21 protein-coding genes are annotated in these 20,743 nt (G+C 74.2%); 10 read left to right on the top strand and 11 right to left on the bottom strand.

Annotated elements, in window-relative coordinates:
• Nucleotides 1–29: 29 nt before the first annotated feature.
• Nucleotides 30–995 (top strand): helix-turn-helix transcriptional regulator, encoded by a 966-nt coding sequence (locus ACFW3D_RS19215; RefSeq protein WP_500505370.1) that lies wholly within the window; start codon nucleotides 30–32, stop codon nucleotides 993–995.
• Between the two features lie 61 nt (nucleotides 996–1,056).
• Nucleotides 1,057–1,572: a DUF4240 domain-containing protein gene (locus tag ACFW3D_RS19210; RefSeq protein WP_500505369.1), complete on the top strand. Its 516-nt coding sequence runs from the start codon at nucleotides 1,057–1,059 to the stop codon at nucleotides 1,570–1,572.
• Nucleotides 1,573–1,621: 49 nt separating this feature from the next.
• Here ACFW3D_RS19210 and ACFW3D_RS19205 read toward each other — a convergent pair whose 3' ends face one another.
• On the bottom strand, nucleotides 1,622–2,107 hold the full coding sequence (locus ACFW3D_RS19205; protein WP_500505368.1) for a GNAT family N-acetyltransferase: 486 nt from the start codon (nucleotides 2,105–2,107) through the stop codon (nucleotides 1,622–1,624).
• A 50-nt stretch (nucleotides 2,108–2,157) separates the two neighbouring features.
• Between ACFW3D_RS19205 and ACFW3D_RS19200 the strand changes: the two genes are divergently transcribed.
• Nucleotides 2,158–3,060 carry a TIGR01777 family oxidoreductase gene (locus ACFW3D_RS19200; protein ID WP_500505367.1) on the top strand — a complete coding sequence of 301 codons (903 nt, stop codon included), beginning with the start codon at nucleotides 2,158–2,160 and terminating at the stop codon, nucleotides 3,058–3,060.
• A gap of 109 nt (nucleotides 3,061–3,169) precedes the next feature.
• On the top strand, nucleotides 3,170–4,456 hold the full coding sequence (locus ACFW3D_RS19195) for an NAD(P)/FAD-dependent oxidoreductase (RefSeq protein ID WP_500505366.1): 1,287 nt from the start codon (nucleotides 3,170–3,172) through the stop codon (nucleotides 4,454–4,456).
• A 781-nt stretch (nucleotides 4,457–5,237) separates the two neighbouring features.
• Here ACFW3D_RS19195 and ACFW3D_RS19190 read toward each other — a convergent pair.
• A complete protein-coding gene (locus ACFW3D_RS19190; RefSeq protein WP_500505365.1) occupies nucleotides 5,238–6,755 on the bottom strand; it encodes an NsdA family TPR-like regulatory protein in 1,518 nt (505 codons plus the stop codon).
• 356 nt (nucleotides 6,756–7,111) lie between these two features.
• Between ACFW3D_RS19190 and lipB the strand changes: the two genes are divergently transcribed.
• The 4 genes from lipB to ACFW3D_RS19170 all read left to right on the top strand — a co-directional run bounded on the left by lipB (nucleotide 7,112) and on the right by ACFW3D_RS19170 (nucleotide 10,153).
• On the top strand, nucleotides 7,112–7,918 hold the full coding sequence (gene lipB / locus ACFW3D_RS19185) for a lipoyl(octanoyl) transferase LipB (RefSeq protein WP_500505364.1): 807 nt from the start codon (nucleotides 7,112–7,114) through the stop codon (nucleotides 7,916–7,918).
• 39 nt (nucleotides 7,919–7,957) lie between these two features.
• Nucleotides 7,958–8,932 carry a lipoyl synthase gene (lipA, locus tag ACFW3D_RS19180; protein ID WP_500505363.1) on the top strand — a complete coding sequence of 325 codons (975 nt, stop codon included), beginning with the start codon at nucleotides 7,958–7,960 and terminating at the stop codon, nucleotides 8,930–8,932.
• Nucleotides 8,933–9,170: 238 nt separating this feature from the next.
• A complete protein-coding gene (locus tag ACFW3D_RS19175) occupies nucleotides 9,171–9,395 on the top strand; it encodes an SCO2195 family GlnR-regulated protein (protein ID WP_500505361.1) in 225 nt (74 codons plus the stop codon).
• Nucleotides 9,396–9,472: 77 nt separating this feature from the next.
• On the top strand, nucleotides 9,473–10,153 hold the full coding sequence (locus ACFW3D_RS19170; RefSeq protein WP_500505360.1) for a DUF4191 domain-containing protein: 681 nt from the start codon (nucleotides 9,473–9,475) through the stop codon (nucleotides 10,151–10,153).
• Nucleotides 10,154–10,245: 92 nt separating this feature from the next.
• Here the strand turns inward: ACFW3D_RS19170 and ACFW3D_RS19165 are convergent, their stop codons facing one another.
• Nucleotides 10,246–10,713 carry an RDD family protein gene (locus ACFW3D_RS19165; protein WP_500505358.1) on the bottom strand — a complete coding sequence of 156 codons (468 nt, stop codon included), beginning with the start codon at nucleotides 10,711–10,713 and terminating at the stop codon, nucleotides 10,246–10,248.
• A 199-nt stretch (nucleotides 10,714–10,912) separates the two neighbouring features.
• Between ACFW3D_RS19165 and glnA the strand changes: the two genes are divergently transcribed.
• Together glnA and ACFW3D_RS19155 are read left to right on the top strand one after the other, a co-directional pair.
• On the top strand, nucleotides 10,913–12,325 hold the full coding sequence (glnA, locus tag ACFW3D_RS19160; RefSeq protein ID WP_500505356.1) for a type I glutamate--ammonia ligase: 1,413 nt from the start codon (nucleotides 10,913–10,915) through the stop codon (nucleotides 12,323–12,325).
• A 245-nt stretch (nucleotides 12,326–12,570) separates the two neighbouring features.
• Entirely contained in the window at nucleotides 12,571–13,029 is a 459-nt protein-coding gene (locus ACFW3D_RS19155) for an SRPBCC family protein (protein ID WP_500505354.1), read from the top strand.
• A 212-nt stretch (nucleotides 13,030–13,241) separates the two neighbouring features.
• Here the strand turns inward: ACFW3D_RS19155 and ACFW3D_RS19150 are convergent, their stop codons facing one another.
• The 8 genes from ACFW3D_RS19150 to ACFW3D_RS19115 form a co-directional block, all read right to left on the bottom strand.
• A complete protein-coding gene (locus tag ACFW3D_RS19150) occupies nucleotides 13,242–14,033 on the bottom strand; it encodes an SAM-dependent methyltransferase (RefSeq protein WP_500505380.1) in 792 nt (263 codons plus the stop codon).
• A gap of 145 nt (nucleotides 14,034–14,178) precedes the next feature.
• Complete coding sequence (locus ACFW3D_RS19145; protein WP_500505352.1) at nucleotides 14,179–14,880, bottom strand: (2Fe-2S)-binding protein; 702 nt, start codon at nucleotides 14,878–14,880, stop codon at nucleotides 14,179–14,181.
• Complete coding sequence (locus ACFW3D_RS19140; RefSeq protein ID WP_500505351.1) at nucleotides 14,868–15,539, bottom strand: GntR family transcriptional regulator; 672 nt, start codon at nucleotides 15,537–15,539, stop codon at nucleotides 14,868–14,870. The genes ACFW3D_RS19145 and ACFW3D_RS19140 overlap by 13 nt, the downstream gene beginning before the upstream one ends.
• Before the next feature lie 58 nt (nucleotides 15,540–15,597).
• Nucleotides 15,598–16,599: a proline racemase family protein gene (locus ACFW3D_RS19135; RefSeq protein ID WP_500505350.1), complete on the bottom strand. Its 1,002-nt coding sequence runs from the start codon at nucleotides 16,597–16,599 to the stop codon at nucleotides 15,598–15,600.
• 44 nt (nucleotides 16,600–16,643) lie between these two features.
• Entirely contained in the window at nucleotides 16,644–17,543 is a 900-nt protein-coding gene (locus ACFW3D_RS19130) for a dihydrodipicolinate synthase family protein (protein ID WP_500505348.1), read from the bottom strand.
• Entirely contained in the window at nucleotides 17,540–18,874 is a 1,335-nt protein-coding gene (locus ACFW3D_RS19125) for an FAD-dependent oxidoreductase (protein ID WP_500505347.1), read from the bottom strand. The genes ACFW3D_RS19130 and ACFW3D_RS19125 overlap by 4 nt, the downstream gene beginning before the upstream one ends.
• A gap of 367 nt (nucleotides 18,875–19,241) precedes the next feature.
• Nucleotides 19,242–19,550 (bottom strand): (2Fe-2S)-binding protein, encoded by a 309-nt coding sequence (locus tag ACFW3D_RS19120; RefSeq protein WP_500505345.1) that lies wholly within the window; start codon nucleotides 19,548–19,550, stop codon nucleotides 19,242–19,244.
• Complete coding sequence (locus tag ACFW3D_RS19115; protein WP_500505344.1) at nucleotides 19,547–20,722, bottom strand: NAD(P)/FAD-dependent oxidoreductase; 1,176 nt, start codon at nucleotides 20,720–20,722, stop codon at nucleotides 19,547–19,549. Before ACFW3D_RS19115 ends, ACFW3D_RS19120 begins: the two co-directional genes overlap by 4 nt.
• Nucleotides 20,723–20,743: the final 21 nt, after the last annotated feature.

The following is a 20,743-nucleotide window of genomic DNA, read 5'->3' as shown; positions in this document are numbered from 1 at the left end:
TGCCCGGGGCGACCGCATAGCCTCGGGGCATGCGTGCGGCACGACTGATCCACCTCGTCCTCCTGCTCCAGTCCCGCGAGTCGATGACGGCGACCGAACTCGCCAAGGCCCTGGAGGTGTCCGAGCGCACCGTCGGGCGGGACGTGCTGGCCCTGTCCGAGGCGGGGGTGCCGGTCTACGCCGAGCGGGGGCGCGCCGGCGGCTACCGGCTGGTCGACGGTTACCGCACCCGGCTCACCGGGCTGGCCCGCGCGGAGGCCGAGGCGCTCTTCCTGTCCGGGGTGCCCGCCGCGCTGCGGGCCATGGGCCTGCACGACGCGGGCTCCTCCGCCCGGCTGAAGGTCTCGGCCGCCCTGCTGCCCGAGCTGCGCGACGCACCGCGCTCGGCGGCCCAGCGCTTCCACCTGGACGCGCCGGGCTGGTGGCAGGAACCGGAGACGCCGCCGCTGCTGCCGGCACTCGCCGCGGCGGTGTGGGGGGACCGCCGGCTGCGGGCCCGGTACCGGCGCGGGGAGGAGGCGGCGGAGCGCGAGCTGGATCCCTACGGCCTCGTGCTCAAGGGGGGCGTCTGGTACGCGGTGGCGCGCTGCGGCGAGGACGTCCGGGTCTACCGGGTGGACCGGTTCACCGCGGCGGAGCCCACGGAGGATCGCTTCGCCAGGGACCCGGACTTCGACCTGGCCGCGTTCTGGGAGGCCCGCGCCGCCGAGTTCGCCCGCTCGGTGCTCCGTGACGAGGTCGTCCTGCGCCTCACGCCCGAGGGCGCCCGCCGCCTGCCGTACGTCACCGACCGCACCGCCGCCCGCGAGGCCCTCGCGGCGGCCGCCCCACCGGACGCACGGGGGCGGGTGACCGTAACGCTTCCCGTCGAGGGCCTGGACGTCGCCTGCGAACAGCTGCTGTCCCTCGGTCCCTACGCCGAGGTGCTCGGCCCGGACGCGCTGCGCGAGCGGTTGGCCGCCGCCGTCCGCGCCATGGCCGCCCTCTACGCCTGAGGGCCGCGTCTGCCGTGTTCCACGTGCGTCGGAGGGCCGCAGCCAGGATGCTGGAGCGGTGATGGACGAGACGGAGTTCTGGGAGATCGTCGACAGCACGCGAGAGGCAGCGGGGGGCGACCCGGAGGAGCACGCCGACCTGCTGGTGGAACGGCTGACCCAGCTCGACCCGGAGTCCGTCGTCGACTTCGCACGGCACTTCGAGAGCCGTTTCAACCGGGCCTACCGCTGGGACGTGTGGGGCGCCGCCGACCTGATGCTGGGGGGCGCCGGTGACGACGCGTTCGACTTCTTCCGGTGCTGGCTCATCGGTCAGGGCCGGCACGTCTTCGAGGCCGCCGTCCACGACCCCGACAGCCTCGCGGAGATGACCGCCTCCTTCGACCCGGAGGTCGACGGCGACGCGGAGGACCTCGGCTACGCGGCGGACGAGGCGTACGAGCAGCTCACCGGGGTCCGGCTGCCGGACCTGGACCTGCCGACGCAGCCCGCCGAGCCGGAGGGCGTCTACATCGACTTCGAGAACGCGGCCGCGGTGGCCGAACGATTCCCCCGCCTCTGGGAACGCTTCGGCTGAGCCGGCCCGCACCGCCGGTCCGCACCGCCGGTCCGCACCGGGCGGCCCGTCAGACCCGGCGCCCCATGCACACGTCGTCCACGTAGACGCCGTCCAGCAGGAACTCCCCGGGCAGCACGCCCTCCATGCTGAACCCGGCCGCCTCGTACAGCCGCCGGGCCGGGGTGTTGTGGCCCAGCACCCGCAGCGTGACGCGCACCGCGCCCCGCCGGCGGGCCTCCGCAACGGCCGCCAGGACGAGTTCCAGCCCCACCCCGCGGCCCCGCGCCCAGGTGTCGACCGCCAGGCCCTGGATCTGGCGCACATGGGCGTTGGAGGCCAGTGGCGTCGGCGGCACCAGTCCGACGAATCCGGCGACCCGGCCGTCGGTCTCCGCCACCAGGAACGCGTCCGGTCCCGAGCCCTCGCCGAAGAAGTCCTCGTTCTCCTCCCGCGGCGGCCGCACCGCGTGCAGGGTCGACCAGGTCGCCCGCTCCAGACGGACGAGTGCGGGATCGTCGGAGAGGAGGGCCGGGCGCACACGGATGTCGGACATGCGTGTCACCCTCCCACACCGGAAGGGCCGTTCCGCGCGACGATGTCCCCATGCGCATCGCCATCACCGGCTCGTCCGGCCTCATCGGCTCCGCTCTGGTCCGCTCCCTGCGCTCCGACCACCACGAGGTCGTACGCCTCGTCAGGCGCGAGCCGTCCGGGCCGGACGAAGTGCGCTGGGATCCGCAGGGCGGCACCGTCGACACCGCGGGGCTCGAGGGCGTGGAGGCCGTCGTCCATCTCGCCGGCGCCGGTGTCGGCGACCACCGCTGGACGGACGCCTACAAGCGGACCATCCGCGACAGCCGCGTGCAGGGCACCGCCACCCTCGCGCGGGCCCTCGCCTCGCTGGACACCCCGCCGCGGGTGCTCGTCAGCGGCTCCGGCATCACCGCGTACGGCGACACCGGCGACCGCCGGGTCGACGAGGGCGCCCCGCTGGGCACGGGGTTCCTCCCCTCCGTCTGCCGCGACTGGGAGGCCGCCGCCGGGCCGGCCCGCGACGCGGGCGTCCGCACCGCGTTCGCCCGCACCGGCCTGGTCGTCTCCGGCAGGGGCGGGGCGTGGGGCCGGCTCTTCCCGCTCTTCAAGGCGGGCCTGGGCGGCCGCCTCGGCGACGGGCGCCAGTACTGGAGCTTCATCTCCCTGCACGACCAGATCGCGGCGCTGCGCCACATCGTCGGCACCGAGTCCGTCTCCGGGCCGGTCAACATGTGCGCGCCCGAGCCACTGACCAACGCCGAGGTGACCCGGGCGATGGGACGGGTGCTGCGCCGGCCCACGGTGTTCGCGGTCCCGGGGCCCGTACTGCGCTCCGTCGTGGGGGAGTTCGCCACCGAGATCCTCGGCAGCACCCGCGCGGTGCCGCGGGTGCTGCTGGACTCCGGCTTCACCTACGCCCACCCCGGGATCGACGAGGCGATCCGCGCCGCACTGGCCGAAGAAAGGCACTGAATGCCACCCACAGCCGATTTCCGGCATCAGTTGGCGCGTGAGTGGGCATGACGGTTCCAGCGCCAGCTGACGCGAGCGGGGAAACGTGCCGACCTCGGGGAGGGGCAACGTGCTCTCTACAGCACGCTCTACCGGTTCACAGACGGACGTGTGCGTGATCGGGGCCGGCCTCGCCGGTCTCTCCGCGGCGCGTCATCTCACCAGTGCGGGGCTCACCGTGACCGTGCTGGAGGCCGAGGACCGGGTCGGTGGCCGCATGGCCACCGAGAAGGTCGACGGCTTCCTCCTCGACCGGGGTCCACAACTGCTCAACACCTCCTACCCGGAGCTGCGCCGCACCCCGGAACTGCAGGGGCTGCAGCTGCGGCCGCTCTCGCCCGGCGTCCTGGTACGGTCCGCCGGCCGCGGCTACCGCGTCGGCGACCCGCGCGCCGCGCTCGCCGCGGCCCGCGCGCCCATCGGCTCGCCACTGGACAAGGCCCGGCTGCGGACCGCCCTCAACCGGCTCGCCGACGCGCCCGTCGAGCGCCTCCTGGAGCGCACCGAGACCACGGCCGCCGCCGCCCTCGCCTCGCGCGGCTTCGCGCCCCGCACGGTCGACGGCTACCTGCGGCCGCTGCTGTCCGCGCTGCTCTGCGACCCGGACCTCACGACGTCCAGCCGGGTCGCCGACCTGGTCCTGCGCGGCTTCGCCCTCGGCCGTACGTGCCTGCCGGCGGGCGGCGCGGCGACGGTGCCGCAGGTGCTGGCGGCCGCGCTGCCGCCCGGGACGGTCCGCACCGGGGTCCGGGCGGTCGCCGCGGCCACGAACGGCGTCCGCACCGCGGGCGGGGACGAGATCCCGTGCCGGGCCGTGGTCGTCGCCACCGGGGCCGGCGCGGCGGCCGGACTGCTGCCCGGACTGCGGGTCCCGGCCTTCCACGGCGTCACCGTCCTGCACCACGCCGCGCCGGCGGCGCCGCTGAAGCAGCCCGCGCTCGTGCTCGACGCGGACCGGCGCGGCCCCGTCTCCCACACGTTTCCGGCCAGCCTCGTCGACCCCTCCCGTGCACCCGTGGGGCGCGCCCTCGTCACCTCCGTCCTGCTCGGCCCCGCCGCCGCCCCCGCACCGGACGACATCGCCGTCCGGGCCCACCTCGCGGAGCTCTACGGCACGTCCACGGCCGGGTGGGAACTGCTCGCCGTCCACCACGACGCGGAAGCGCTCCCCGCGATGACCGCCCCGCACGACCTGCGCCGCCCGGTGCGGATACTGCAGGGCCTGTACGTCTGCGGCGACCACCGCGACACCAGCACCGTCCAGGGCGCCCTCCTCTCCGGCCGCCGCGCCGCCCAGCACCTCCTCCGCGACGTCGGCCTCCACCAGGGCCCCGGCACGCGGCCGCTCGCGGCGTAGGAGCCGCCGGTTCGGCGCTGCGGGGTCCGGTGCACCGGGGTCTGGGGCACCGGGGTCTGCGGCTCTGCTGGGCTCTTCGGCTGTCCCTGCGTCTCGCGCCTTCGGCGCAAAGCGGCGGGCTGCGGACGGGGAGGGTGGGCGGCTGGTCCATCGCTGCGGTGTGCGGGCCGGTGGGTGGCGGGGTCCAGGCGCCGGAGCGGGGCCGGTTGTTCGCGGGTGTCCGTCTCGTGGCCGTCCGCGGGTAGAGATGGCCGCTTCCACGCCCACCCTGGGTGGTGGGCGCGCCCGCCGTAACCGGCGTCTGCGGGTGATTCCCCGGCAGGGCAGCAGGCTTGGGGGTGGCATTCCGGGATCGGGCTCCGTTTCGCCGACATATTCGGCGAAAGCGGGCCCGATGTCCCCCGCTTCAAAGATCGGGCTCTGTTCCGCCGACTATGTCGGTGAAAGCGAGCCCGATGTCCCGCCCACCCTCATCAGCACCTCGAATCAGCCGCAGACGCCGGTCACGGCGGGCTCGCCACCCACCGGGAGCAGGCGTGGAAGCGGCCATCTATACCCGCGGACGGCAAGGAGACCCAAGGCACCGGAAACCCCACCCGCTCCGGCGCCTGAACCCCGGCCACCCACCCACCCGCGCACCGCCGACCCACGCCGGCCCCCTCCCTCCCTTCCGCAGCCCGCATCTTTGCGACCGAAGGGAGCGAGACGGACCCGCACCCACCCACGAGCACGACCACCGCGTCGGCGTCCCCGGCACCCCCCTCCCCGCACCCGCAGGGCGTCACCCCACGGGGACCCCCAGGGCCGTCGCGCGGTCGTGGAAGGCGCGGACGGGGGCGGCGTCGCGGTGGGTTTCGAGGCGGCGGCCGAAGTCGCGGACGTACTCGACGGCGCGGAGCGACCGCATCTCGACGGCGGCCTGCATGGCCTCCGCGCCCAGGGCGCAGGCGGCGTCGACCTCGCCGAGGCCGAGCCGTGCGGTGGCCAGCACCGTGCGGCAGAAGACCCGGCTGCGGGCGTACGCGTGGCCGCGCAGTTGCAGCGAGCGTTCGGCGTGCTGCGAGGCCGCGCGGTACTGGCCGAGGTCGCGGTGGCAGTGGCCGAACTCGTCCGCGAGCTGGGCCTCGTCGAAGAAGCGCGCCCAGGAGGGGACGTCGTCGCCGTTCCTGACCGCCTCCAGCGCGCGTTCCGCCCGCACCAGTGCCGCCGTGCAGGCACGGACCTCGCCGAGCAGCCCGTGGCCGCGTGCCTCCGCCGCGTGGAAGAGCGCCTGCACGACCGGCGGGGCGCCGCTGCCGACGCCCTGCTGGGCGACCCGGGCCAGCTGGACGGCCTCGCGGCCGTGCCCGAGGTAGACCGCCTGACGGCTCATCGTGACGAGCACGTACCCCCCGTAGACCCGGTCCCCGGCGGCCTGCGCGAGCCGCAGGGCCTGCACGAAGTACCGCTGGGCGAGCCCGTGGGCGCCGATGTCGTACGAGGTCCACCCCGCGAGCCGGGTCAGGTCGGCGACCGAGGCGAAGAGGCGGCGGCCCATGGTCTCCCCGTAGCTGCCGCGCAGCATGGGTTCCGCCTCGTGCTCCAGGTAGCGCACGAGGGCCTGCCGCGCGTGGCCGCCGCCGTAGGCGTTGTCGAGGGTGCGGAAGAGCTCGCCGACGGACCGCAGGGCGGCGATGTCCCCCATGCCGACCCGCTGGCCGCTGCCGCCGAACACCGCGGGCGCGGCGACCGCGACCGGCGCGGGCGCGCCGCGTAGGGCGCCGCCCGCCCGCTGCGCAGGCAGCCGTGCGGCGGCCGGGCCGCCGCCGTGCCCGGGACCGGCCGGGACGGTCCCCGGCTCGGGACTGCGCCCCACCCTGTCGTCCGCCCGGCCGATCAGCCAGTCGCGGCTCGGGACGACCAGCCCCGCGGGGGTGAACGCGATCTTGCGGAGGTCGGCCTGGTTCCCGGTGTCCTTCCGCCACAGCCCCGAGACGATCTCCACGGCCTCCTCCGGGGAGGAGGCGTACTCCAGCCCCGCGTAGACGGGGGCGACGGCGTCGAGGCCGAGGTCGTGGGCGGACAGCCGCCGCCCGAGCCGCCGGGTGAAGACCTCGGCGATGAGTGCGGGCGTCGTCCCCCGGGGCTGCTGGCCGCGCAGCCAGCGGGTGACGGAGGTCTTGTCGTACCGCAGGTCCAGACCGTGCTCGATGCCGAGCTGGTCCACCCGGCGGGCGAGCCCGGCGTTGGAGAACCCGGCTTCGGCGATCAGGGCGGCCAGTTGACGGTTCGGGGGGCGCTGCGAGGAACGGTCGGACATCAGTGGTGCGGTCCCCTGCCTTCCGGGCGTGCGGGCGTGCGAGGTTGCGGGTGTACGGGCGTTCGCGCTCGCGGCGTCACGGTTTCCGGGACGGCTTCCACCGTCCGCAGCCCGCGGGGGCCATCCGCAGAACGGCGCGAATGTAACGTTCTGTATCGACTCACTCACCACCCGAGCGCCGCGCATTCGCCGTATCGGGTGAATCTGCACCCACATATCCGCAGAACGCTTCCTTTGCCCTACGTCGAGTGCTAAGCCCCCGGGCCCGTGCAGGACACCACCCCACCGGACGTACAGTTGCTGAGGCGCTCTTGACGCGTGGAGGGGCGCCGCAAAGGACCACAAAGGGAGCGGCCGTGAGTGACCTGCGCTTCGTCCACCTGGGCTTCGGCGAGGACGCGGTGGAGTACCTGGAGGCGTGGGAGGAGCAGCGCCGCGTGCACGCCGCGCGCTTCGCCGACGAGATCCCCGACACGTGCCTGCTGCTGGAACACCCGCCCGTCTACACCGCGGGCCGCCGCACCGAGGACAGCGAGCGTCCGCTGGACGGCACCCCCGTGGTGGACGTCGACCGTGGCGGCAAGATCACCTGGCACGGCCCGGGCCAGCTGGTCGGCTACCCGATCCTGAAGCTGCCGCGCCCCGTGGACGTGGTCGCTCACGTGCGCCGGCTGGAGGACGCGCTGATCAACGCCTGCGCGGAGTTCGGCCTCGAGACCACCCGGGTGGAGGGCCGCAGCGGCGTGTGGGTGCTGGGCGACCCGATCGAGGACCGGCCGCCGGTGATCCCGGGGCTGACCCTGGACTTCGACCCGCGGCTGCAGGACGAGGAGTTCGACCCCCGCCTCTCGGGCCCCGAGTACGCGCCGTCCAACGCGGGCCAGCGCCGCGAGGACCGCAAGCTCGCCGCCATCGGCATCCGCGTCGCGAAGGGCGTGACGATGCACGGCTTCGCGCTGAACTGCAACCCCGACAACACCTGGTTCGACCGGATCGTGCCGTGCGGCATCCGCGACGCCGGCGTCGCCTCGCTCAGCAACGAACTCGGCCGTGAGGTCACCGTCGCCGAAGTCCTCCCGGTGGTGGAGAAGCACCTGCGGCTGGTCCTGGAGTCGGCCGAGCCGCTCCCCCGGGTCATCCCGGAATCCACAGGCGTACGCTGATGTTCACCAAGGAAACGAAGCCTCGAGAGGGAGTCGGACGTGTCTGCTGTAGCGCCTGAAGGCCGCAAGATGCTGCGTCTGGAGGTCCGCAACAGCCAGACCCCCATCGAGCGCAAGCCCGAGTGGATCAAGACCCGGGCCAAGATGGGTCCGGCGTACACCGAGCTGCACGGCCTGGTGAAGCGCGAGGGCCTGCACACGGTCTGCCAGGAGGCGGGCTGCCCCAACATCTTCGAGTGCTGGGAGGACCGCGAGGCCACCTTCCTCATCGGCGGCGACCAGTGCACCCGCCGCTGCGACTTCTGCCAGATCGACACCGGCAAGCCGCAGGCCCTCGACCGTGACGAACCGCGCCGCGTCGGCGAGTCCGTCGTCACCATGGACCTCAACTACGCCACCATCACCGGCGTCGCGCGCGACGACCTGGAGGACGGCGGAGCCTGGCTGTACGCCGAGACAGTGCGGCAGATCCACGCCATGACCGCCGACCGGGCCGCCGGCCGCACCAAGGTCGAGCTGCTGATCCCGGACTTCAACGCGGTCCCCGAGCAGCTGGCCGAGGTCTTCGGCGCCCGCCCCGAGGTGCTCGCCCACAACGTGGAGACGGTGCCGCGGATCTTCAAGCGCATCCGTCCGGGCTTCCGCTACGAGCGCTCGCTCGAGGTCATCACCAAGGCGCGCGAGGCGGGCCTGGTGACCAAGTCCAACCTCATCCTCGGCATGGGCGAGGAGCGCGAGGAGGTCAGCCGGGCGCTGCAGGACCTGCACGACGCCGGCTGCGAGCTGATCACCATCACCCAGTACCTGCGCCCGAGCCTGCGGCACCACCCGGTGGAGCGCTGGGTGAAGCCCCAGGAGTTCGTGGAACTGAAGGAGGAGGCCGAGGAGATCGGCTTCGCCGGCGTCATGTCGGGCCCGCTCGTGCGGTCCTCGTACCGGGCCGGCCGGCTCTTCCAGCAGGCCGTCGAGCGCCGCGGCGAGCGCGGCGAGGTCGTCGCCGCCCAGGCGGTCTGATCACGCTGCGCTGACCTGCGGGTCGGCGCGGGAACGTGCGGTTCGTCACGTCAGGGGCCCCCGCGGGGGCCCCTGACGCGTCCCTGACGTGCGGCGCCTCCGCGGAGAACGGCGCAAAGCCACCGCCGGGCCTTCACGACGGTTTGACCGACCGGTCACGGACTGGTAACACAATGTGGTGACTCTGGATAAGCGGAACATCCGACCGCGTCTGAGCCGTCCTGAGGGGGACACCACCATGCAGGCCGCACACCTCACCCGCCAGAGCACCATCCCCGGCGCCGCCGCCGGCGCGCTGCGCGCCGTGGAGCACCTCCTGTTCCGCGGGGCCGAGGAGACGGCCCGCCGCAACGCCTGGTCCGCCGTCCTGGAGGACCGCAAGCGCGCCAAGGACCGCCGTGACGCCCAGCACGTGATGGACGCCCTGGTCTCCTCGCGGGCCTCGCGCGGCGACGCCCTGTAGCCCCCGAGGGCCTGCGGGCGAAGACCGGACCCCCTCCGGTGGGGCCCGGACGGCCCGGGCCACGTATCCTGTGCGGCATGGCGAGGGATACATCCGAGAGCAACCCTGGGCGCCTCAAGCAGATCGCCCAGACCTACAAGATGACCAGGCGGGTCGACTCCAAGGTCGGTCTCGTCCTTGCGGCTGTGGGAATCGTCACCTTCGGTGTCATCCTCGCCATCGGCTTCTTGATCGGTCACCCCATCTACGCGGGCATCCTGGGCTTCCTGCTGGCCCTGCTGGCGATGGCGATCATCTTCGGGCGGCGTGCCGAGAAGGCGGCGTTCGGCCAGCTGGAGGGGCAGCCCGGCGCCGCGGCCGCGGTGCTGGACAACGTCGGCCGCGGCTGGTCGGTGACGCCCGCGGTGGCGATGACCCGCAGCCAGGACGTCGTGCACCGCGCGGTCGGCAAGGCCGGCATCGTCCTGGTGGGCGAGGGCAACCCGAACCGGGTGAGGGGCCTGCTGGCCTCCGAGAAGAAGAAGATGGCGCGCATCGTCGTCGACGTCCCGGTCACCGACTTCATCGTGGGCAACGACGAGGGTCAGGTACCGCTGAAGAAGATCCGCACCACGCTGCTGAAGCTGCCGCGGGTCCTGCCCGGCCCCAAGGTCACCGAGGTCAACGACCGGCTCCGGGCGCTCGGCGACCTGATGAGCAACATGCCGGTGCCGAAGGGTCCGATGCCGAAGGGCATGCGGATGCCGAAGGGCCGCTGATCGCATACGAACCCGAACGCGAAGTGCCCCGGACGAATCCCTTCGTCCGGGGCACTTCGCTTCGCAGCTGCTTCGCGTCGCGGGCGCCGCGGTCAGATCCGGACCTGGACCGCCTTCACGGCCCGGTCGTGCATGCCGCGGGTGTCGCGGTCCCAGACCACCGCCGGGACGACCAGCAGGAGCAGCAGCGTCCGCAGCACCGCCGCGCCCAGGCCGAGCCGCCCGCCGTCCTGCCTCACCACCCGCAGCCCCAGCAGTCGCTTGCCCGGGGTGGTGCCGACGGTGCCCAGCAGCAGCACGCTCATGAGGCCGAAGACCACCGTGGTCCACGGATTGGCCGCGGCCGCGTCACGGTGCGCGATCAGCCCGTATGCGATCAGCGCGCACAGGCCCCAGTCGATGAAGAGGGCCCCGATGCGCCGCCCCAGCGGGGCGATCGAGCCGGGGCCGTGCTCCGGCAGCCCGAGGCGCTGCCCGCGGTAGCCGAAGTCGACGCCCATCCGCTCCGCCGCGGCCTTCGGGCCCTCGATCCACGATCCGATGACATCCCTGTTGTCCACCGCTCCACGGTAACCCCCCGCCCCCGGGCGCCCGCGTCCGACCCGGCACCCGCGCGGCGGCTCGGTTAACCTGCAAGAAACAATTGGGTCACGAGAGGGAAATGCCCGATCTCTATGGTCGGCACCAACGTGCGCCACCGCACTGGTCGCACCCATGAGCTGCAATCCGGCCTCCCGGGCCGGGCCAAGGAGGAGTTGGATGTCGTTCCAAAACGCCGACGAGGTGAAGAAGTTCATCTCGGACAACGACGTCAAGTTCGTGGACGTCCGGTTCTGCGACCTGCCCGGTGTGATGCAGCACTTCACGGTCCCGGTCGAGTCCTTCGACCCCGACGAGCAGCTGATGTTCGACGGGTCCTCGATCCGCGGCTTCCAGGCGATCCACGAGTCCGACATGGCTCTGGTGCCCGACCTCTCCACGGCCAAGCTGGACCCGTTCCGCAGGGACTCCACGCTCAACGTCAACTTCTTCATCCACGACCCGATCACCGGCGAGCAGTACAGCCGTGACCCGCGGAACGTGGCGAAGAAGGCCGAGGCCTACCTCGCCTCCTCCGGCATCGCCGACACCGCGTACTTCGGCCCCGAGGCCGAGTTCTACGTCTTCGACAGCGCCCGCTTCGAGACCAGCGCGAACCAGTCCTTCTACCACATCGACTCCGAGGCCGGCGCCTGGAACAGCGGTGCGGAGCAGGACAACCGCGGCTACAAGGTCAAGTACAAGGGCGGCTACTTCCCGGTCCCGCCGGTCGACCACTTCGCCGACCTCCGTGCCGAGATCACCCTGGAGCTGATCAAGTCCGGCCTGCAGGTCGAGCGCCAGCACCACGAGGTGGGCACCGCCGGCCAGGCCGAGATCAACTACAAGTTCAACACGCTGCTCGCCGCGGCCGACGACCTGATGCTCTTCAAGTACATCGTGAAGAACGTCGCCTGGCGCGCCGGCAAGACCGCGACCTTCATGCCCAAGCCGATCTTCGGCGACAACGGCTCCGGCATGCACGTCCACCAGTCCCTGTGGGCCGGCGGCGACCCGCTGTTCTACGACGAGCAGGGCTACGCGGGCCTGTCCGACACCGCCCGCTACTACATCGGCGGCATCCTGAAGCACGCCCCGGCGCTGCTGGCGTTCACCAACCCCACGGTGAACTCCTACCACCGCCTGGTCCCCGGCTTCGAGGCCCCGGTCAACCTGGTCTACTCGCAGCGCAACCGCTCCGCGGCCATCCGCATCCCGATCACGGGTGCGAACCCCAAGGCCAAGCGCATCGAGTTCCGCGCCCCGGACTCCTCCGGCAACCCGTACCTGGCCTTCTCGGCGCTGCTGCTGGCCGGCCTCGACGGCATCAAGAACAAGATCGAGCCGGCCGAGCCCGTCGACAAGGACCTCTACGAGCTCGCCCCCGAGGAGCACGCGGGCGTCCCCCAGGTCCCGACCTCGCTGTCGGCGGTCCTGGAGTCCCTCGAGTCCGACCACGAGTTCCTCCTCCAGGGCGGTGTCTTCACCTCCGACCTGATCGAGACCTGGATCGACTACAAGCGGACCAACGAGATCGCCCCGATCGCGCTGCGGCCGCACCCGCACGAGTTCGAGCTCTACTTCGACATCTAAGAACACCGCAGGTCACAGGACCTGCATCCCCTCTGGGGCCGTCGTGGGCCGTCGCCTGCGTCCTTCCTCCTCCGGAAGACGCGGTCGACGGCCCCGCGCGTTTGGCGCCCGGCCTCACCCGCCGCCGACCCCCCGGCACGTGCCCTGCCCTCCGGACCGGGGCCGCACGGTCGTGCGGGGTGCGCGGGCGGCGGGAGGTGGGAGGATCGCCGTGCCATGTGCCGCCGCGCCAAGGAGGGTTCGCGATGCCGTCCACCGAACTGGAGCACACCTTCCGGATAGCCGCGCCGCCGGAGGAGGTCTTCGCGCACCTGGCCGAGCCGGCGCACTACATCGGCCTGTCGCCGCTGCTCGTCGACGTCCGCGATGTGCGCCGCTGCGACGGGGGCGTGCGCTACACGGCCGTGGAGCGGTTCCGGCTCCTGGGTCTGCTGCGGCACGACAACGTCATCGACGTGACGCTCGTCGCCGTCCCGGACCGGCTGCCGGACTCCGCCGAGATCTCGGGCGAGGTCCGCAGCCCCGCCCGGGTGCGCATGGGTTACCGCTTCGCCATCGACCGCGACGGTGCCGGCAGCCTCGTCACCGACACCCTGCGCCTGCGCACGCCTCCGGGCCTGCTGCGCTTCGCCGCCTCCCAGGCGGGGGCGGTCCAGCAGGCCAGGGCCCGGGTGCTCAAGGCCCGGCTGGACCGGCCCGCCTGAACGACAGGGCCTAGGCCGTGTCGTCAAAGTCCCTCCTGCCCCGCAGCGCTCCCCCAGCTCCGCTGGGAGGTGCCCCCAGGCACGGCACTTCGCTGCGTTGTCGAATCGTCCGAGTAGCCCACTACGAGGACGACTCTCCGCCTTGCGATGCACCGCACCAGACCCCGCGGGGCCCGCCCTCCGGGCGGCCGGAGCTACTTTGACGACACGGCCTAGCCGCGGCGGGCGACGCCGCCGTAGAAGCCGATCTCGCCGGAGCGCGGCGGGACGGGCGTGTCGGGGCGCCAGAAGGGGACCTGGACGAGGCCCGGCTCCTCCAGCTCGAAGCCGTCGAAGAGCCGCTCGACCTCGGTGCGGGAGCGCAGGTTGAGGGTCGCGGTGGCGTTGTTGTAGACGGCCTGGGCGTCGCTGCGGTCGGCGAAGTCGCCGGTGGCGTGCGAGAGCACCAGGTAGCTGCCGGCCGGGAGCGCGTCGCGCAGGGTGGCGACCACCTCCGCGGGCTTCTCCTCCTCGGTGAGGAAGTGGAGGACGGCGACGAGGAGCAGGGCGACCGGTTCGTCGAAGTCGATGACCCGGCGGACGTCGGGGTGCTCCAGCACCGCCCGGGGGTCGCGCAGGTCGCCGAGCACGACGCTGGTGGCGCCCGAGCGGCTGAGCAGGGCGTTGGCGTGGGTGTTGACGATCGGGTCGTTGTCGACGTACGCGATGCGGACGTCCGGCGCCACTTCCTGGGCGATCTCGTGCACGTTGGGGGAGGTGGGCAGGCCGGTGCCGACGTCGAGGATCTGGCGGACGCCGCTGCCGACCACGTGCCGGACGGCGCGGCGCATGAAGGCCCGGTTGGCGCGGACGCCGATCCTCACCTCGGGCGCGGCGGCGGCGAGCGCGTCGGCGGCCTTGCGGTCCACCTCGTAGTTGTCCTTGCCGCCCAGCAGGTAGTCGTAGATCCGCGCGGGGTGCGGCCTGCCGGTGTCGATCTCCTCGGCGCGGAAGCCGTTCTCCATCACGCTGCGCTCCTCTCGGCGGCCGTCCGGGCCCTGACCCGGCACCGCTGACGACAGCTTTTCACATCATCAACTTCTATGCCCACATGGATAGTTCCTGGTCACCGGGAGTTCGCCGGGGCGCCCGCGGGCGGTCGGCCGGCCCTCAGCGCAGCGCGCAGTCGCCGCACAGCCCGCCGCCCGGCACCCGGTAGTACAGGCAGCAGCTGCGGCGGGTGTAGGCGGGCGCCCCGGGCCCGGTGAGGCGGAGCTCGCCGGCGTCGCGCAGCAGCGGATCCGCCGTCAGTTCCTCCGCCAGCGCGACGGCGCGGGCGGCCGCGTCAGGCCGCGCACCCTCCCCCAGGCACCAGGAGTGCAGCACCCGCAGGGTGCCGGCGAGGGCCGAGGCGACGTTGCCCCACAGCAGCCCGGGCGCGACGCCCGACACCGCGTGCACGGCCTCGCAGAGGGGCACCAGGTGGCCCAGGAGCACGTCCTCGCGCAGCCGGCCGGCGGGCACCCGCGGGGCGCCGTCCGGCAGCCACAGCTCGTCCGGGGCGGACCGGCCGGGGTGCCACCACAGGCGTCCGCCGGACAGGTCGGGCATGCGGCCGGTCAGCGCCGCCGGGCCGAGCGCGACGGACCACAGCCGCGCGGCCAGCCCCTGCTGGGCGAGCGAGGCGGCGACGCGCCGCTCCGGCGTGCCGAGCCGCCGGCCGACCTCCGCCACCCGTCCGGTGAGCGCTGGCGAAGGGCGTCCTGCGCAGACCTCCGCCAGCGGCACGAAGCCCTCGGCCTGCGGCTCCCCCGGCCCGGTGCGCACGGCGAAGAACGGTCCCGGGCCGCCTCCGCCGGTCAGCGTGCCCACAGGCCCCTGACGTGCCCGAGGTGACGGGTCATGACGGCCTGTACGGCCGCCCCGTCGCGGGCCAGCAGCGCGTCCAGCAGTTCCAGGTGCTCCTCCGCGGAGGCCCGGAGCAGGCCGCGCTCGGCGAGCGCCGTGAGGCCGTACAGCCTGGAGCGCTTGCGCAGGTCGCCGACGACCTCGACCAGGTGCTCGTTGCCGGCGAGCGCGAGCAGCCCGAGGTGGAAGCGGCGGTCGGCCTCCACGTAGGCGATGAGGTCGCCGGCCGCGGCGGCGGTGACGATCTCCTCGGCCGCCGGGCGCAGCGCCTCCAGCGCCGTGGCGTCGGCGGTGGAGGCGAGACCGGTGACGGTCGGGACCTCGATGAGCGAGCGGATGTGGGTGTACTCGTCGAGCTGCCGCTCGGAGACCGCGGTCACCCGGAAGCCCTTGTTGGGCACCGGGTCGAGCAGTCCCTCCTTGGACAGGTCCAGCAGCGCCTCGCGGACGGGCGTGGCCGAGATGCCGAAGCGGGCCGCCAGCGCGGGCACCGAGTGCACCTCGCCGGGGCGCAGCTCCCCCGCGACCAGTGCGGCGCGCAGCGCGTCCGCGACGAGTTCGCGGTAACTGCCGGTGCGCTGCCCGCCGAGGGCGGGCAGGGCGGGCCCGTCGTGCGCTGCCATGCGGTGGCTCCTCCTCGGCGACGTGGCATGTATGCGACCAGTATCGGTGTCCGGGCCGCTAGAGGACGAATCCGGCGGGGAACGGATCGGATGGGTCGAGCAGGTACTGGGCCGTGCCGGTGATCCAGGCGCGGCCCGTGACGGACGGCAGCACGGCGGGCACGCCGGCCACCTCGGTGGTGCCGGTGAGCCGGCCGGTGAAGTGCGTGCCGATGAAGGACTCGTTCACGAAGTCCTGGCGCAGGGGCAGTTCGCCACGGGCGTGCAGCTGCGCCATGCGCGCGCTCGTGCCGGTGCCGCACGGCGAACGGTCGAACCAGCCCGGGTGGATGGCCATGGCGTGCCGCGAACGGACCGCCGTGGACCCGGGCGCCAGCAACTGGACGTGCTTGCAGCCGCGGATGGTCGGGTCCTCCGGGTGGACGGGCGGTTCCTCGGCGTTGATCGCGTCCATCAGCGCGAGGCCCGCGGCGAGGATGTCGTCCTTGCGGGACCGGTCGAAGGGCAGACCGAAGGCGTCCAGGGGCAGGATCGCGTAGAAGTTGCCGCCGTAGGCGAGGTCGTAGGTGACCGTGCGGCCGTCGGCGAGGACGGCCTTGCGGTCCAGCGCGACGCTGAACGAGGGGACGTTGCGCAGGGTCACCGCGGTCGCCGCGCCGCCGCTGACGGCGACCTCCGCGACGACCAGACCGGCCGGGGTGTCGAGGCGGACCGTGGTAACCGGTTCGGTCACCGGCACCATGCCCGTCTCGACGAGGACGGTCGCCACGCCGATCGTGCCGTGCCCGCACATCGGGAGGTAGCCGGAGACCTCGATGTAGATCACGCCGTAGTCGGCGTCCGGGCGGGTCGGCGGCTGCAGGATCGCCCCGCTCATCGCGGCGTGGCCGCGCGGTTCGTCCATGAGCAGGTGCCGGATGTGGTCGAGGTGGTCACGGAAGTGGAGGCGGCGTTCGTTCATGGTGGCACCGGGGACGGTGCCGATGCCGCCGGTGACGACGCGGGTGGGCATGCCCTCGGTGTGGGAGTCCACGGCGTGCAGGACGAGTTTGCTGCGCATGGGGGTGTGTCCTCCTCGTGGGGTTCGGGGGGGGCCGGGGCCGGCTACGCGAGGCCGGCGGCGATCGCGGCCTCGGTGGCGGCGCGGACCTCCTTCTCCTGCTCCGGCAGCAGCGGGACGCGCGGCGGGCGGCAGGGGCCCCCGTACCGTCCGGCGAGGTCCATCGACAGCTTGATGGCCTGGACGAACTCCGTCCGGGAGTCCCAGCGCAGCAGCGGGTGCAGCGCCCGGTAGAGCGGCAGCGCCGTCCCGGTGTCCCCGGCGACCGCGGCGCGGAAGAGCTCGCCGCAGGCGCGGGGCAGGGCGTTGGGGTAGCCCGCCACCCAGCCCTTGGCGCCCGCGGTGGCCAGCTCGAGCAGGACGTCGTCCGCGCCGATCACGAGGTCGAGTTCCGGGGCAAGTTCGGCCAGCTCCCAGGCACGGCGAACATCGCCGCTGAACTCCTTCACGGCCTGGATGTGGCCCGCTTCGTGCAGCTCCGCGAGCAGGCGCGGGGTCAGGTCGACCTTGGTGTCGTACGGGTTGTTGTACGCGACGACCGGCAGCCCGGCCCGTGCGACCTCGGCGTAGTGGGCGTGCACGGAACGCTCGTCCGCGCGGTAGGCGTTGGGCGGCAGCAGCATCACGGCCGAGCAGCCGGCGTCGGCGGCGTGCTCCGCCCAGCGGCGCGCCTCGCCGGAGCCGTACGCGGCGACGCCCGGCACGACGCGTTCCCCTCCGATCTCGGCGACGGCCGTCTCCACGACCCGCGCGCGCTCGGCGGGGGTCAGGACCTGGTACTCGCCGAGCGAGCCGTTGGGCACGACGCCGTCGCAGCCGTTCGCCACCAGCCAGGCGCAGTGGGCGGCGTAGGCCTCGTAGTCGACGGACAGGTCCTCGGCGCGCAGCGGCAGGGCGGTGGCGACGAGCACGCCGCGCCACGGACGGTCGGGGATGGTGTTCATGGCTGTTCCCTCTCTTCCTCTTCGGCTGCCCCAGCGGCCAGCAGGCCGAGCGGCACGGGCCGGGCGAGGGGCCGCCCGGGGTCGGTGAAGGGGCATCCGGCGACGGCGGCGACACCGGGGCCGCAGACGCGGCCCTGGCACCAGCCCATCCCGGCGCGGGTGAGCAGCTTGACGGTGCGCAGGTCGCCGGCGCCGAGGTCGCGCACGGCCTCGCGGACGGCGCAGGCGGGCACCTCCTCGCAGCGGCACACCAGGGTGTCGTCGGTGACGGCGGACTCCGCCCAGTCGCCGGGGAGCCGGTAGACGGCGTCCAGCACGGCGGCGAACCTCCGCAGCCGTTCGCGGCGGCGCGCGGCGGCCGCCCACGACGCGGGGTCGGGCTCGCGGCCGCGCAGCCGGGCGGCGGCGGAGCGGCCGGCGATCTCCCCCTCGGCAAGGGCGAGTTCCGCGCCGCCGACGCCGGTGACCTCGCCCGCGGCCCAGACGCCGGGGGTGGGGGTGCGCTGTTCGGCGTCCACCTCGAAGGAGCCGGCGAGGTCGGTGTGCGGCAGCAGCCCGTGGCCGACGGCGAGGGCGTCGCAGGCGACGCGGCGCCGTGCGCCGCCGGGCCCCGCCAGGGTGACCGCTTCGACGCGGTCCTCGCCGTGCGCGGCGACGACGGTGTGCCGCCAGCGCACGCGGATGCCGTGCCGGGCGAGGCGGGCGGCGTAGGCGGCACCCTCCACGGCCTTGCCGAGGGGCACGGCGGCGGCGTGCCGCAGCAGGTCGCGCGGGTCGGCGGCCTCGGCGAGCGCCGCGACGCGCGCCCCGGCGGCCGCGAGGCCCGCGGCGACCGGGAGCAGCAGCGGTCCCGTCCCGGCGACGACGACCGTACGGCCGGGGAGCACCAGGCCGCCCTTGAGCATGGCCTGCGCGCCGCCCGCCGTGACGACCCCCGGCAGCGTCCAGCCGGGGAACGGCAGCACCTTCTCGTAGCCCCCGGTCGCCAGGACCACCGCGTCCGCGCCGATCGCGCCCGCCTCGAGCGTGTGCACGGTGAACCCCGGTTCCAGGCTCCAGGCCTGGCACCCCGGCAGGTGGGTGATGCGGCCCGCGCCGATGTGGGCATCCAGGCGCCCGCGCAGCCTCCGCCAGGTGCGCCACGCGTGGTGCAGGGCCCCCGCCCTGCGCGCCCGGAGCCCCGGCGCGGGCTGCCGGTAGAACTGCCCGCCGGCCTGCGGCGCGGCGTCCACCAGCGCGACCCGTACACCCGCGTCCGCGGCCTCCAGCGCCGCCGCGACCCCCGCCGGCCCGGCGCCCACGACGGCCAGCTCGTACCTTCCCCCGCTCACGTCTGCCTCCCGCGACGACGTTTCCCCGACGGGCCCCGCGCGGGGCGCACGCCGCGGCACCCACCGGGTGTCGCGGGATGCCGGTGCAACCGCCCGCCGGCCTGCGGCACGGCATCCACCAGCGCGACCCGTACACCCGCGGCCGCGGACGGATACGTCGTCGCCGACAGCGACGGACCGGGCCGGTCCGCGGCAGCCGGACCGGCGCAAGCCCGGCCGCGGACACCCATGGCGGCTCCCCCGCTCGCACCTGCCGGTTGGCCACGCCCCCGGGGCGGGCGACTCCGCTCGGCCGCCCCGCCAAGGACACACCGGAGCCCGGCCGCCCGCACCGCACCGCGGCCGGGGGCGGCCCCGCCGGGGGCCGTCACGGCAGCTCTCCCGTGCCGACCTGCGGGGTGACGACGTCGCCGGCGCGGGCGGCGGTGACGCAGGCACGCTGACCCGGGCGGCCGTTGACCGTGACGAGGCAGTCGAAGCAGACGCCGATGCCGCAGAAGACGCCGCGGGGAGCGCCGTCGACGCGGGTGGTGCGCCAGGACAGGACGCCGGCCGACCAGAGGGCGGCGGCGACCGACTGGCCGGGGTGGGCGGGAATGTCGCGCCCGTCGAAGGTGAAGGTGAAGCCCGGGCCCGGTTCGGCGCGGGCCAGGCGCAGGGGGCTGCGGCGGCTCACGGGGTGGCCTCCTCGGCGGGGAAACGGTCGGGGCGGAAGGGGGTGAGGTCCAGGTCGGGACGGGCCCCGGTGAGGCACTGGGCGATCAAGTGGCCGGTGGCGGGGGCGAGTCCGATGCCCGCACCCTCGTGGCCGCAGGCGTGATGGAGCCCGGGGACGCGGGGGTCGGGGCCGATCGCGGGGAGGTGGTCCGGCAGGTAGGGCCGGAAGCCGGTGTACGCGCGCAGCGTCGCGACGTCCCGGAGCACCGGGAAGAGGGCGAGCGCCTGGGCGGCGAGGCGGCGTACGACGGGCAGGGAGAAGGTGCGGTCGAAGCCGACGCGTTCGCGGCTGGCACCGATGAGGACGGGGCCCGCGGCGGTGGCCTCGACGACGGCGGAGGTCTGCAGGGCGGCGGAGTCGCTGGCGACGTCGGCGACGTAGTCCGCCGCATAGACCTTGTGGCGGACGGTGCGCGCCGGGAGGGGCTCGGTGACCAGGACGAAGCCGCGCCGCGGCAGTACCGGCAGCCGTACCCCGGCGAGGGCGGCCACCTCACCGCCCCAGGTGCCCGCGGCGTTGACGACGGCCGGGCAGTGGATGTCGCCGCGGTCGGTGCGCACCCCGCGCACGGCGCCGTCGGGCGTCCGGAGCACCGCCGTCACCGCGGTGCCGAACCGCGCCTCGGCGCCGAGGTCGCGGGCGGCCCGGACGAGGCGGGCGGCGGCGAGCGCGGGCTGCACCTGGGCGTCCTGGGGGTAGTGGACGCCCCCGGCGAGGCCGTCCGCCAGGTGGGGTTCGAGGTCGCGCAGCCCGTCCGCGGGGACGGGCACCGCCTCGACGCCGCTGCGCCGCTGGGCGGCGGCGAAGTCCAGGAGCGCGCGCAGTCCGTCAGGGCCGGCGGCCACGACGAGCCCGCCCTTGGCCTCGTACTCGGCGGTCACGCCCAGGTTGTGACGATCCGTCAGCTCGTGCCACAACCGGGCCGAGAGCAGGGCGAGTCCGAGCTCCGGACCCGGCTCCTTGTCGGAGACCAGCAGATTGCCCTCGCCGGCCCCGGTGGTGCCGCCGGCCACCGGTCCGCGGTCCACCAGGACGGTGCGGAGCCCGGCCGCCGCGGCGTGGAGGGCGCATGCCGCGCCCACCATCCCGGCGCCGACGACCACGACATCGCAGCTCGTCGGCTTGCTCACGCCGGTAATATGTCACACAGC

The sequence above is a fragment of the Streptomyces sp. NPDC058864 genome (assembly GCF_042742985.1).
Lineage (GTDB): Bacteria > Actinomycetota > Actinomycetes > Streptomycetales > Streptomycetaceae > Actinacidiphila.
This window is presented reverse-complemented; position numbering and strand designations above follow the sequence as displayed.

What these genes read in the sequence shown, in the direction of transcription:
- ACFW3D_RS19215 (WP_500505370.1), top strand. Translation starts at nt 30, where the DNA reads ATGCGTGCGGCACGACTGATCCACCTCGTCCTCCTGCTCCAGTCCCGC.
- ACFW3D_RS19210 (WP_500505369.1), top strand. Translation starts at nt 1,057, where the DNA reads ATGGACGAGACGGAGTTCTGGGAGATCGTCGACAGCACGCGAGAGGCA.
- ACFW3D_RS19205 (WP_500505368.1), bottom strand. Translation starts at nt 2,107, where the DNA reads ATGTCCGACATCCGTGTGCGCCCGGCCCTCCTCTCCGACGATCCCGCA.
- ACFW3D_RS19200 (WP_500505367.1), top strand. Translation starts at nt 2,158, where the DNA reads ATGCGCATCGCCATCACCGGCTCGTCCGGCCTCATCGGCTCCGCTCTG.
- ACFW3D_RS19190 (WP_500505365.1), bottom strand. Translation starts at nt 6,755, where the DNA reads ATGTCCGACCGTTCCTCGCAGCGCCCCCCGAACCGTCAACTGGCCGCC.
- ACFW3D_RS19175 (WP_500505361.1), top strand. Translation starts at nt 9,171, where the DNA reads ATGCAGGCCGCACACCTCACCCGCCAGAGCACCATCCCCGGCGCCGCC.
- ACFW3D_RS19170 (WP_500505360.1), top strand. Translation starts at nt 9,473, where the DNA reads ATGGCGAGGGATACATCCGAGAGCAACCCTGGGCGCCTCAAGCAGATC.
- glnA (WP_500505356.1), top strand. Translation starts at nt 10,913, where the DNA reads ATGTCGTTCCAAAACGCCGACGAGGTGAAGAAGTTCATCTCGGACAAC.
- ACFW3D_RS19155 (WP_500505354.1), top strand. Translation starts at nt 12,571, where the DNA reads ATGCCGTCCACCGAACTGGAGCACACCTTCCGGATAGCCGCGCCGCCG.
- ACFW3D_RS19150 (WP_500505380.1), bottom strand. Translation starts at nt 14,033, where the DNA reads ATGGAGAACGGCTTCCGCGCCGAGGAGATCGACACCGGCAGGCCGCAC.
- ACFW3D_RS19140 (WP_500505351.1), bottom strand. Translation starts at nt 15,539, where the DNA reads ATGGCAGCGCACGACGGGCCCGCCCTGCCCGCCCTCGGCGGGCAGCGC.
- ACFW3D_RS19135 (WP_500505350.1), bottom strand. Translation starts at nt 16,599, where the DNA reads ATGCGCAGCAAACTCGTCCTGCACGCCGTGGACTCCCACACCGAGGGC.
- ACFW3D_RS19130 (WP_500505348.1), bottom strand. Translation starts at nt 17,543, where the DNA reads ATGAACACCATCCCCGACCGTCCGTGGCGCGGCGTGCTCGTCGCCACC.